Origin of the sequence: Aeribacillus sp. FSL K6-1305, from assembly GCF_038050115.1 — a bacterium.
In the GTDB taxonomy this organism is placed as follows: domain Bacteria; phylum Bacillota; class Bacilli; order Bacillales; family Aeribacillaceae; genus Aeribacillus; species Aeribacillus composti.
The window spans coordinates 394411-406949 of record NZ_JBBOQV010000002.1; the positions used below are offsets into that span (position 1 = coordinate 394411).

The window sequence follows — 12539 nt, forward strand, 5'->3', positions numbered from 1 at the left end:
TTTTCCTCCATAAACTTTTTACGAAAATATACCTGTGACGTATGGACTGTTCCATAACCGACCGCCGGCACGACCTATTAACCAATTAATAGACCGAATATTCAGTTAACAGCACCCATAAAAACAAACCGCCCCATCAAGGGCGTTTCGACCATTTGGACCCTTTCCACTGATGCCATTTCCACGCGCTTTCGATGGCTGACAAGTGACAGGCAGCCTCACCCCCTCACAAATTCAGCATATTTTTTCTTCCGCTCTGTTTTTGTGCCTGAAAAGTAATCTAATAATGCATCCATATTCATAAATTTCGGAGGCAGCGATTTGGGATGCATATACAAATAAAAACTACTCCATCGGTAAAGTTCCGGCGCATGTACCAAATGAGCTTCTACCGGGTTGAGATGAATATATCGACTCACTTCCAACATTCCGCTATCATTGTCAATCAATTTACCATAATAACGCTTTTCAAATACATGTCCCGTCAAACGATAGCGAGTATTATAATAATTTGCATACCGTTTGTTCATGAGCGCCATGACTTTCGAAATCGGCTCCTGTTTTGAGCGCAGCTGCAGGTGAAAGTGATTCGTCATAAGGCAATATGCGGCTATTTCAAACGGGATTTTTTCATGTAGCTGGTGGAGGATATGAAGAAAAGCGAGAAAATCATTTGTTTCCTTGAATAGGGGATCACGCCGATTGCCGCGGCAAACGATATGATAAAACCGATGGGGCACCCAGATCCGCTTTTGCCGTCCCATTCTTTTTACCTCGCTGTTGCTTGTTGCTTCGTATATGTTTTCAGCCACCTTAGCGTCATCGCTTCCCAAAGCGATTCATCCGCTATCTCTTCGGTTCCCTTTAAATCGGAAATGGTCCTTGCCAGACGAATGATTTTCGCTTGTACACGATTGCTCCATTGATGCTGGGATGCCCATTGCTGCAACAGAAGTTGCTGCCTTTTGGCAAGCGGGCTTTTTTCCATTAATAACTCAAAAGGAACACGCCCATTCGTTATTTCTTTTCCGTAACGTTCATATTGCTTTCTTCTTGCTTCTTCTACTCTTTTCCTTATGGTTTCCGAAGATTCCGAAACCCTCGTTTCTTTGGTGAAATCAATGACTTCCAATGACAATAAAACATCCATCCGGTCATAAATCGGCCCGGAAACACGATTTCGATACGCTTGAATTTGTTTCGGACTACATGTGCAATAGCGCGTTCTTGAGCCTAAATATCCACACGGACACGGATTCATCGCCCCAAGCAAAATAAAGTCCGCAGGATATGTCACCGTCGACGAAATACGGCTAATCGTCACTTTCCCCGTCTCTAACGGCTGGCGAAGCATATCCAGCGTCTTTTTCGCAAATTCCGCCATTTCATCGAGAAACAAAACACCGCGATGTGCCAGCGACACTTCGCCAGGCTTTGGGTGCGTTCCCCCGCCAATTAAAGAAACCGATGAAGCGGAATGATGCGGATGACGAAAAGGCGGATGGCCGCTCTCGATTTTTTCCCCTGCCAGCTGGTACAAACTGATCACCTCTAACTGCGCATCATGAGAAAGGCTCGGCAAAATCGTCGGAAACGTTTCCGCCAACAAACTTTTCCCGCACCCAGGCGGTCCAACCATTAACACGTTATGTCCGCCTGCCGCTGCGATCTCCAATGCACGCTTTGCTTGATGATGGCCAATAATCGATTGAAAATCCCGATGATGCTTTCGCGGGGAGTCTATGATTTCAGGAGTGCGAAAAGCTGGGGGTAACGAAAGAACGCGTTGTCCTTGCAGATATTGCACCGTTTCTTCCAATGTCTGAACAAAGATACAATCGAGATCTTTCAAATGATGAAGCGGAAGTGTGGGATCATACGGAAGGTATACTTTTTGAAAACCGAGCTTCTTTGCCGCCAATATCGCTGGAAGCATGCCATCCACCGGCTGAATCGCTCCATCCAACGATAACGAACCTAAAAACGCTGCATCGGGGGAAACCGGCGCTGTCAGCTTGCCCATTGCCTTCAAAATCCCAATCGCCATCGCCAAATCAAACATCGGGCTATGTTTTTTCCTCTCCGGCGGAGACAAATGAACAACGAGCCTTTTATCAAAAAAGTCGCAGCCGAAAGCATAAAGCGAAGCAAGAACACGTTCCTTTGCCTCTTTCACCGACGCATCCGGCAACCCAACAATCACCATCGCCGCAATCCCCGGCACTTCCTGCACCTCCACCTGCACCCGATACCCTTCTAACCCCCTTAACCCAATGCTTAAAATCTTCACCGTCACTCATCCATCCCTCCCAATCACAGAACATTAGTTCTTACCCATTATTGTAATACCCCTCCGTTTATCTTTCAATTACCAATATTTCGACAAATTTCGGGCGGTGACAGGCACCAAACCCAAAAAATACTCCTACTGATCGCATCCAGTAACGCTGTTTGTTGCTGGATGCGTATTTTATGAAAACATTTAAATTAGCCTTATTTTAGGGGTGGGCAGGTTGCTTCCATGGGCCACTAAGCTGGCAACCCTTTTTTTATGCAATCAAGTTCTGCATTTTTTGTTGCAGAACTCTGTATTTTTATTTTGCAATAAACACTCATGCGCATCACCTAAACAGAACTGCCAACATTTGTTACGCCAATCACTCCTAGTTCATCTTCCCATATTCGTGATATGGACATCAATCCCTTTATTCCTACACGTTTCTTCTTAATCCTTTTTCCTCCATAAACTTTTTACGAAAATATACCTGTGACGTATGGACTGCTCCATAACCGACCGCCAGCACGCCCTATTAACCAATTAATAGACCGAATATTCAGTTAACAGCACCCATAAAAACTAACCGCCCCATCAAGGGCATCTCGACCATTTGGACCCTTTCCACTGATGCCATTTCCACGCGCTTTCGATGGCTGACAAGTGACAGGCAGCCTCACCCCCTCACAAATTCAGCATATTTTTTCTTCCGCTCTGTTTTTGTGCCTGAAAGGTAATCTAATAATGCATCCATATTCATAAATTTCGGAGGCAGCGATTTTGGATGCATATACAAATAAAAACTACTCCATCGGTAAAGTTCCGGCGCATGTACCATATGAGCTTCTACCGGGTTGAGATGAATATATCGACTCACTTCCAACATTCCGCTATCATTGTCAATCAATTTACCATAATAACGCTTTTCAAATACATGTCCCGTCAAACGATAGCGAGTATTATAATAATTTGCATACCGTTTGTTCATGAGCGCCATGACTTTCGAAATCGGCTCCTGTTTTGAGCGCAGCTGCAGGTGAAAGTGATTCGTCATAAGGCAATATGCGGCTATTTCAAACGGGATTTTTTCATGTAGCTGGTGGAGGATATGAAGAAAAGCGAGAAAATCATTTGTTTCCTTGAATAGGGGATCACGCCGATTGCCGCGGCAAACGATATGATAAAACCGATGGGGCACCCAGATCCGCTTTTGCCGTCCCATTCTTTTTACCTCGCTGTTGCCTGTTGCTTCGTATATGTTTTCAGCCATCTTAGCGTCATCGCTTCCCAAAGCGATTCATCTGCTATCTCTTCGGTTCCCTTTAAATCGGAAATAGTCCTTGCCAGCCGAATGATTTTCGTTTGCACACGATTGCTCCATTGATGCTGGGATGCCCATTGCTGCAACAGGTGTTGCTGCCTTTTAGCAAGCGGGCTTTTTTCCATTAATAACTCAAAAGGAACACGCCCATTCGTTATTTCTTTTCCGTAACGTTCATATTGCTTTCTTCTTGCTTCTTCTACTCTTTTCCTTATGGTTTCCGAAGATTCCGAAACCCTCGTTTCTTTGGTGAAATCAATGACTTCCAATGGTAATAAAACATCCATCCGGTCATAAATCGGCCCGGAAACACGATTTCGATACGCTTGAATTTGTTTCGGACTACATGTGCAATAGCGCGTTCTTGAGCCTAAATATCCGCACGGACACGGATTCATCGCCCCAAGCAAAATAAAGTCCGCAGGATATGTCACCGTCGACGAAATACGGCTAATCGTCACTTTCCCCGTCTCTAACGGCTGGCGAAGCATATCCAGCGTCTTTTTTGCAAATTCCGCCATTTCATCGAGAAATAAAACACCGCGATGTGCCAGCGACACTTCGCCAGGCTTTGGGTGCGTTCCCCCGCCAATTAAAGAAACCGATGAAGCGGAATGATGCGGATGACGAAAAGGTGGATAGCCACTCTCGATTTTTTCTCCTGCCAGCTGGTACAAACTGATCACCTCTAACTGCGCATCATGAGAAAGACCCGGCAAAATCGACGGAAACGTTTCCGCTAACAAACTTTTCCCGCACCCAGGCGGTCCAACCATTAACACGTTATGTCCGCCTGCCGCTGCGATCTCCAATGCACGCTTTGCTTGATGATGGCCAATAATCGATTGAAAATCTCGATGATGCTTTCGAGGGGAGTCCATAATTTCAGGAGAGCGAAAAACTGGGGGTAACGAAAGAACACGTTGTCCATGCAGATATTGCACCGTTTCTTCCAACGTCTGAACAAAGATACAATCGAGATCTTTCAAATGATGAAGCGGAAGTGTGGGATCATACGGAAGGTATATTTTTTGAAAACCGAGCTTCTTTGCTGCCAATATCGCTGGAAGCATGCCATCCACCGGCTGAATCGTTCCATCCAACGATAACGAACCTAAAAACGCTGCATCGGAGGAAGCCGGCGCTGTCAGCTTGCCCATTGCCTTCAAAATCCCAATCGCCATCGCCAAATCAAACATCGGGCTATGCTTTTTCCGCTCCGGCGGAGACAAATGAACAACAAGCCTTTTATCAAAAAAGTCGCATCCGAAAGCATAAAGCGAAGCAAGAACACGTTCCTTTGCCTCTTTCACCGATGCATCCGGCAACCCAACAATCACCATCGCCGCAATCCCCGGCACTTCCTGCACCTCCACCTGCACTCGATACCCTTCTAACCCCCTTAACCCAATGCTTAAAATCTTCACCGTCACTCATCCATCCCTCCCAATCACAGAACATTAGTTCTCACCCATTATTGTAATACCCTCCCTTTTATCTTTCAATTACCAATATTTCGACAAATTTCGGGCGGTGACAGGCACCGAACCATTTTTGACAAACTTCGAAGCACGGCAGGTATTATCCCATAACAGGGGCTAATTCATCCAATGTTGCACCTTGGAAAGAAGGAATCTCGCACTCAAAGGCTACTTTCAGCCACCAATGAGGTGTTGATTTTTCATTCATATACACAACACGAACAGAAGGGTTCACTCCATTTTCTAACAAGGAAAAGATGGCCTTACTATAAAAAGCCGGAACATATCCAAGCTTCTTCCCCCCATGAGTGTAAATAGCAACAGCATGAGGGTCATAAGCGTTTGTTGGTTCTTGTACTAATTTCAACGTTTCGTTAATGGCCAGCCATGTTGCCCAATTTTGAGGAAGATTTTGATGGCGCATGCCATGAACAAAAAAGCTGACGCGCAGCTTGCCATCGTTTTCAAGACGCAGCGGCTGCTCAAAAGAATAAGTGTCGCTGGCTAACCGCCCACGTGTTTGTTGAAGCAAGTCCATCTTAGTGGAATTCTCATCCAGACCTAAATCGGACAAAATGGCTTTAAAATCCGCACGATCTGGTGACGGCAATCGGCGTTCAAACGCCGGAAACAGCTCCTTTGATCGATATATTTTAGTTGGGTCTGGGAAAGCTGGATGCAACATATACCCGTTATTCAATGCATCTTTCAGTTTTCCGTGACCAGAGGCATTATAGGTGTAAGTGAACTCATAATAGCCATCATAATGAGAAAGAGTTCCTATATGATAAAAAGAACGGGTTTTGGGATTTTGCCAAACCACTAAAAGTGTATGAACTTTTTTCATGTTATTGATCACCCCTTCCAATCCACTCCAATATTTTCTTTCTTCGAAAAGGCACTATACTCAATAACCAGTCTTTTTGTGCCTCGCTTAAAATATCTAATGATTGAATAAAATCAGAATACCTTATTAAATCAAATTCAACTAACTTTTGGATACTTTGATGAAACTCATCTGTAAAGTTTTTACTAATATATGTTAACAAGTCTTTAGCTTTGACTTTTTTCTTTTCAAATATACCCGCCTTAACCTTTGTTTTCTCGGTATATTTGTTCATTTCTTGGGGATTCGAAACCATTTGCATGAGCTTTTCATCATCAAATCGAAAACCTAAGGAAGCACCGTTATCATAAATGGGGGAGAACTTTGCTCCTGTTTCGAGAAATAGTAATTTCCAATTAAATGGATGCCTATCTTGATTGCCAATAAGAATATCAAACAATTGCATATCTATAAATTCTGATTTTATGGCCTTCCAATATGCAAACTCCCTCATTATTTTGAATCCAGCATCAATAAGTTCCATGCCCTTCAATGAGGATTCTTGGAGCTTCGTATAATCATCTACTAGTGCTGATAATAAAACTCCGCCTTCTTCAGCCATTTTTGCATCATATTCTTTTACAAAATTTCGCAGAAGACATCCTCTTCTACCGTTCCTAGTTACAATTTCTACCTTCATCATTTCCAAACCAAATATAGCTCCAATTTCAGCGGCAATTAATTCTGTAATATCCTCCCAAGAAACTCCTTCTTTAAATTGTCGAGGATATTTTATAAGATAATGTATTTTCTCTGGAGATATCAATTCCTCTTTCTCCAATGTACTTTTTCTACCATATCCGATCCGTTCCCAATCACTAACATCTCTCAACAATGCTAATCGTTCCTTTTTCGTACAATCTTACTATGTATTTTAACACTAAATGATGCAAATTTATCATTCATCATAAAATTACGGCGTAACGATTTAAAATTTCGGTCATCAAAAACCAAAAAAGGACAATATGATTGGAAACTATTTTTTAAATATTTACTGATTCATTGATTTCTATTTTTGTTGGTTCCACATTTGCGTAATATTTTGGACGATAACCTTGGAGGCACACTTTTTTGATTACCCCATTCTCAACAACAAATGTTAAATCCTCAATTTCCTGTAGTGTCCCAGTTAAAATGAGTTGTTCTACCACTTTTCCTCGGATCTGTTCCATAGTGTAACCTTTTTCTTTCAAGATACGCAAAAGGTTTGAAATCACTTGTATCTTTGCATTAGAGGGGTTTATAATCATACTTTCTAACAATACGGAAGAATGATCATACCGAGGTAATTCTTCACCAAATAATATTCTCCTTACTCGCAACATAGCAATATCATCCGCTGATAATCTTTTTCCCATCAAATTGATAGACATTTCAGGAAAGGTAAATGAACTATAGTCCCCCAAACTTACTAGGGTTATAGTAACTGTTGTATCCTCCTTTTGGGATTCAACACGAATATTTTCAATCGTAACCATATCAGCAAAATTTCGGACTGAAAGAGCGTATTGACCGCTATTTTGTTGCATCAATTTTAACGTTCTTTCCGTTTTGCTATCAGGATTCTTCAATACCAATTCATATGTGCCTGCTTTTGGTTCACGGTATTCGTCATATTCGCAAGTTAAATCACCTAACCAAAAATACGCTCCTGAAGAATTTACGATTTTCGTTTCAATAGCTGGACTCGTTCCGAAACTTTGACCTTCTCTTTTCACTACTCTTTTTAATAATAACGGTTTCCCTGTGAGGGTGCTTTTCATTACAGGTGTTTGATCCTTAAACTCTTCAGCAACTTTTTTGCTTACATAGGAGTACAAATTATATACATCAATCTCACCGTTTGCATCAGCAGCTTCGCCTTCCAACCCTCTAATGAGATAATCCGTAAAAGCACCGTGGCCATTTCTGTCCCACGCCCATTGATTTGACGTACATGCAGCGATCAATACTTTCCCCGACCCTTTTACCTCTAGGCCTCTTACCATTTCATGTTGTATATTTCTTGCAATGGCACCACTATGACAAGTATCAAAAAACGCCAGTACAGTACTAGCAATAGTATGATCAATCAAATCTCTTACATCTGTCATTTTAATCATGGAATCTTCTGGATTATAAGCATCGCCATCGAAAGGAACAAAATAACCTTCATTATTATGCAAAAAGCCATGACCTGCCCAAAAAAGAAATAATATATCATTTGGAGAAGCATCTTCAAAAAAGGACGTTAAAGCGGAGTGTAATATATTCCGCTTTGCAATGTTCCCTTGAAACACCTCTACATTTTCTTTTTTAAAAAACGACGGAGGTTCTAACAACAATCTTTTTATTTCACTAACATCATTAACTGTATTAGGAAGAGGGGAAGTATTTAAATATTGGTCTACTGCTATAAGCAAAGCTTTATAAACCATTGTTGATCACCCTATCGTATCAACATCTGAATTTGATTTTTGTATGGCAATAGAGATATGATTACGAACAATCTACAAATTGGAACTGTAACCCAACACCATCACTTTATATTCAGAATCGATTATAAAAATTTGTATTTACGACAACCAATTAACAGTCGGAACTTCATAGATAACAGTAGCTACATTCAAGAAACAACAGGCATAATCCCTATTGAATTCCCCAAATATCCATCGCCTTTTTCACCAGTTTTTCTTGTCTTGAGAGAATCTGGTTCTTTGTCCATTCCTTTTCCTCTAATATTTCTTTCGTAAGATCAAACGATACTTTTTTGTTTCGTTTTTCGTAAATTTCCTTTTTACGATCAAATGAATAGTATTGTGCAGCAGAATTTTTCACACCGCTCAATAAAGTCAAATTTCCAAGCTTATGAACCAATTCTTGATGAACATCAGGCGTGAAACGTTGGATCCAATATTCATCTTTTAGCTTTTGCGGAAGGATGTGCTCCACCGTAATTCGTCCATGGAATTGTTTTACCACGCTCTGATCTTGGCTTTCTTGTTCCAAGCGAAGGAGTATTGCTTTTACAGCAGGAGAATGGTAAATATCCGCACGTATCAATTGTTCAAATTCTTTATTATCCGCATATTTTTTAACCGTTTCAATCAGTTCATCCGCTGAACATCCTTTATTGATCAAATTAATCACTTGATAATAAACCGTATTTCGTTTTGTTTTGCCAAGCCGGCGAACCCAGTTTTGGTACGTGATTTTTTCCATTAATTCAACAAAATCAGCGAATTCCATATCCGGCACCGGTTTATTTAGAAACGCAAGCACAGGAGGTATCCACTCATCATGAGCGACCCGATGGAGGGAAGAGATGAGTTTTTGCGTCTTAAGATGATTATCGAAATCGTTTTCCATAATTTTTTCATAATGATGAGCCGAGCGCAGGAGAAATTCAGCGAAACGAGCGGGAGCTTCTTTATATTCTTCAAGGATCTCATCAAACTCTTGATAAAGAATTTCCTGCTGCTTGTTCCCTTTGATCGAAGTCCGCAAATGGCTTAAGAAATTATCCAGCTGCCGAATGCCAACGATATTCTCCAGTTCATTCCAACATTCTTCCACTCGGCTTCTCTCAAGAGGCTTGCTTTCACAATATTCAAACAGCCGGTTTTTTAATAAATCCCCGTTGGAAAGAGACATTCCTCTCGCATTTAAGACATTAAAAAGCCGGTAGGCGGAGGTAAAGTTATCGGTGACCACAAAGACAACATATACATGTTCTAAAATATAATTGACCAACCGCCGCAACTCGACTTCGCTTAATTCTGAAACTACTTGTTTGATTTCAAGCATATTGTCATAAAACTTCGCTTGAGTTTCACTCATTTCTTGTGCAGAGCTTATATCTTCCCCCATGAGGATATACTTCTGGAAAAATGCTTGATCTTGCTTTCTGACTATCAGGCGAGGCTGCTCCGGTTCATCCGTATAAGGGTTTACCGGCATAATTCGTTTTTGAATATCCTCTACACTAGAAGGATGCGTGATCAACTGCTTCATAACCGCAAAAATAATATTTAAAGTCGTTAACCGCTGCTGGCCGTCTACGACTTCATAACGGCGGTTGCGTTCTTTTTCAATCGTAATAATCGATCCGATAAAGTATTCAGGGTCATTACGCTGATAAGCTTGGCAAATATCTTCTATCAACTCGCGCGCATGGCTTTTCTCCCAAGAATACGGCCGTTGATAAGGAGGAATTTCATAAATTTTGTTTTCCGTCAGTATCTCGTTGATCTTTTTTTCACTTGCCTCCACTTCACATCATCTCCTCTAAAGAAACAGGTTTGCTTTTGCACACAAATCTATCATACAAAAATTTTAAGTTTTTACAACTCTACCGTTTCTAATACATGTGAATTCCCAACAGTTATTGATAATTTCTTCCCAAAAACCAATCCATATCATAGTTTTGTAATGATTGAGGAAGAAATTTTATGTAAAAAAGGATTCCTCGTAAGCGAAGATAACAAAAAGCAATCTTGAAGCATCTATGGGGTAGTTATGGAGAAGTTCACCAATGAAATGGATACAGCGGGTATAGCTAGAAGAGGAAGCAGAGGATCTCTATAACCATGATGCAAAACATAGAGGGAATTCGTAATTTTACATTTCAGAACATATCCGTCGTAAATAAATTCGCACAAACGAATAAAGCAATCCCCCACATGCGTCAATAACCACATTCGCCAAAAGCGCCATCCTCCCCGGTTGAAACGATTCAGTTCCTTCTTCCGTTTTTGAATATAAATCATTTTTCCATCCACTCCAACTCCTCCAGCGACTGGACATCTTGAAGAATGTAGCGGATCGTTTTTTATCGACTTTGGCAGCTGTTGAAAGGATAACATTACATACCTCCCGATACTACTTATTATTATCCCTTTTAAAAATTGGTTTTAACTGATGAGCTAGCTCCTGAACCATATCTTTTGTGGTGATATTGTCGGACAATTCCCCTCGTTGATACGCTTCAATTAATATATGCTTGAAACGATCGGTTTCTGGTCGCAAAGTCTTTTTCTTCGGCACAACAGTCACCCCCAACGTAAAAATGCAATAAGCCTCCCGCTGAACAACTTCAACAGGAGGCTGCCAAACTACTATTTATCGTTTCAACGCTTTGACATATACGTCAAAACCCGGTTTTGCTCTTCAACGGTCATGCTAGAGCCAGACGGCAAACAAATGCCATTAGCAAACAATTCATCAGAAACGCTCCAACCTTCCTGATGCGGGTAATACGTTACCCCATTAAACACAGGCTACAGATGAAGCGGCTTCCATCCATATTTTCCTTCACAAGCGCGTTGATAATATCCATCGGCGTCACATCAAGCCCTTGCGGATTGATCGTCAATGTTATCAACCAGCGGTTAGGCATTGTTCCTTCCAGTTCGGGAATAACATCGATGAAGGTTTTGAATCTATTTAAGAAAAGTCTTCGGGTCGTTGTTTTCGAATTCCGAAATGATACAACAATGCTTGAACAATCCGCTCCGAAGCATGACCGTCCCCATACGGATTAGATGCTTTTGCCATCTTTGCATATACCTCTTGATCAGTAAGAAGCTGCTTTGTTAATTGATATACGTTCTCCTTATTCGTCCCAGCTAACTTGAGCGTCCCCGCAACGATTCCTTCTGGTCGTTCTGTCGTATCACGCAACACTAAAACAGGCTTTCCTAACGAAGGTGCCTCTTCTTGAACACCACCAGAATCTGTTAAAATCAAGTATGCTCTTGCGGCAAAATTATGAAAATCAATAACATCGAGCGGTTCGATTAAATGAATTCGCTCATGGTTTCCTAATATTTCTTGTGCCGTTTCCCGAACAACCGGATTTAAATGCACTGGATAAACCACTTGCACATCAGCAAACTCTTCAACAATTTGCCGAATCGCCGTAAAAATATTCCGCATCGGCTCTCCAAGATTTTCGCGACGATGTGCTGTCACCAATAGCATGCGATCCGTTTGCAGTTGCTCTAAAATCGGATGATAGTAATTCTTTTTTACCGTCGTTTTCAATGCATCAATTGCTGTATTCCCCGTAATGTAAATATGCTCTTTTGGCTTGTTTTCCTTCAACAAATTTTCCGCCGCTTGCTTCGTTGGCGCAAAATGCAAATCGGTAAGAACTCCCGTTAACTGACGGTTCATTTCCTCTGGAAACGGAGAATATTTATTCCACGTCCGTAATCCTGCTTCCACATGACCGATTTTCACTTGATTATATAAAGCGGCTAAGGAAGCAGCAAATGTTGTCGTCGTATCCCCATGAACGAATACGATATCCGGTTGGACTTCTTTAATTACTCGATCTAACCCTACTAGCGCCCTTGTCGTAATATCGACAAGCGTCTGCCGTGATTGCATAATATTTAAATCATAGTCCGGTTCAATACGAAAAATGTCCAACACTTGATCAAGCATTTCTCGATGTTGCGCTGTGACAGCCACATACGATTGGATACAATCACGATATTTCTCGATCTCCTTCACTAAAGGAGCCATTTTAATCGCCTCCGGACGCGTCCCGAAGACGGTCATCACTTTTAAAACCGAAGACATCTTATTCAC

The 12539-nt window shown here is 41.5% G+C and carries 12 protein-coding genes; all 12 read right to left on the reverse strand.

Features of this window, described 5'->3' with window-relative positions; translation table 11 throughout:
• Positions 1-218 precede the first annotated feature (218 nt).
• Positions 219-764: a transposase gene (locus tag NST97_RS11655; protein WP_341343555.1), complete on the reverse strand. Its 546-nt coding sequence runs from the start codon at positions 762-764 to the stop codon at positions 219-221.
• Positions 765-769: 5 nt separating this feature from the next.
• Positions 770-2296: a YifB family Mg chelatase-like AAA ATPase gene (locus NST97_RS11660; RefSeq protein ID WP_341343265.1), complete on the reverse strand. Its 1527-nt coding sequence runs from the start codon at positions 2294-2296 to the stop codon at positions 770-772.
• A gap of 655 nt (positions 2297-2951) precedes the next feature.
• On the reverse strand, positions 2952-3497 hold the full coding sequence (locus tag NST97_RS11665) for a transposase (protein WP_094244295.1): 546 nt from the start codon (positions 3495-3497) through the stop codon (positions 2952-2954).
• Between the two features lie 5 nt (positions 3498-3502).
• Positions 3503-5029 carry a YifB family Mg chelatase-like AAA ATPase gene (locus NST97_RS11670; protein WP_311066627.1) on the reverse strand — a complete coding sequence of 509 codons (1527 nt, stop codon included), beginning with the start codon at positions 5027-5029 and terminating at the stop codon, positions 3503-3505.
• 148 nt (positions 5030-5177) lie between these two features.
• On the reverse strand, positions 5178-5924 hold the full coding sequence (locus tag NST97_RS11675; protein WP_091705233.1) for an HIRAN domain-containing protein: 747 nt from the start codon (positions 5922-5924) through the stop codon (positions 5178-5180).
• Between the two features lies 1 nt (position 5925).
• Positions 5926-6798 (reverse strand): HipA domain-containing protein, encoded by an 873-nt coding sequence (locus NST97_RS11680; protein WP_341343266.1) that lies wholly within the window; start codon positions 6796-6798, stop codon positions 5926-5928.
• A 148-nt stretch (positions 6799-6946) separates the two neighbouring features.
• Entirely contained in the window at positions 6947-8380 is a 1434-nt protein-coding gene (locus NST97_RS11685; protein ID WP_011232763.1) for a caspase family protein, read from the reverse strand.
• A gap of 211 nt (positions 8381-8591) precedes the next feature.
• Positions 8592-10214, reverse strand: a complete 1623-nt coding sequence (locus NST97_RS11690) for a DUF262 domain-containing protein (RefSeq protein ID WP_341343267.1) — start codon at positions 10212-10214, stop codon at positions 8592-8594.
• Between the two features lie 233 nt (positions 10215-10447).
• Positions 10448-10807, reverse strand: coding sequence for a hypothetical protein (locus NST97_RS11695; RefSeq protein WP_339197943.1), 360 nt, complete (start codon positions 10805-10807; stop codon positions 10448-10450).
• A 16-nt stretch (positions 10808-10823) separates the two neighbouring features.
• Positions 10824-10988 carry a hypothetical protein gene (locus NST97_RS11700; protein ID WP_339197945.1) on the reverse strand — a complete coding sequence of 55 codons (165 nt, stop codon included), beginning with the start codon at positions 10986-10988 and terminating at the stop codon, positions 10824-10826.
• A gap of 214 nt (positions 10989-11202) precedes the next feature.
• Positions 11203-11340, reverse strand: a complete 138-nt coding sequence (locus NST97_RS11705) for a hypothetical protein (protein ID WP_244956394.1) — start codon at positions 11338-11340, stop codon at positions 11203-11205.
• A gap of 47 nt (positions 11341-11387) precedes the next feature.
• Positions 11388-12530 (reverse strand): non-hydrolyzing UDP-N-acetylglucosamine 2-epimerase, encoded by a 1143-nt coding sequence (wecB, locus tag NST97_RS11710; RefSeq protein WP_341343268.1) that lies wholly within the window; start codon positions 12528-12530, stop codon positions 11388-11390.
• Positions 12531-12539: the final 9 nt, after the last annotated feature.

Excerpts from the sequence above, each read along its gene's own strand:
- NST97_RS11655 (WP_341343555.1), bottom strand. The coding sequence starts at position 764 with ATGGGACGGCAAAAGCGGATCTGGGTGCCCCATCGGTTTTATCATATC.
- NST97_RS11665 (WP_094244295.1), bottom strand. The coding sequence starts at position 3,497 with ATGGGACGGCAAAAGCGGATCTGGGTGCCCCATCGGTTTTATCATATC.
- NST97_RS11675 (WP_091705233.1), bottom strand. The coding sequence starts at position 5,924 with ATGAAAAAAGTTCATACACTTTTAGTGGTTTGGCAAAATCCCAAAACC.
- NST97_RS11685 (WP_011232763.1), bottom strand. The coding sequence starts at position 8,380 with ATGGTTTATAAAGCTTTGCTTATAGCAGTAGACCAATATTTAAATACT.
- NST97_RS11695 (WP_339197943.1), bottom strand. The coding sequence starts at position 10,807 with ATGTTATCCTTTCAACAGCTGCCAAAGTCGATAAAAAACGATCCGCTA.
- NST97_RS11705 (WP_244956394.1), bottom strand. The coding sequence starts at position 11,340 with ATGCCTAACCGCTGGTTGATAACATTGACGATCAATCCGCAAGGGCTT.
- wecB (WP_341343268.1), bottom strand. The coding sequence starts at position 12,530 with ATGTCTTCGGTTTTAAAAGTGATGACCGTCTTCGGGACGCGTCCGGAG.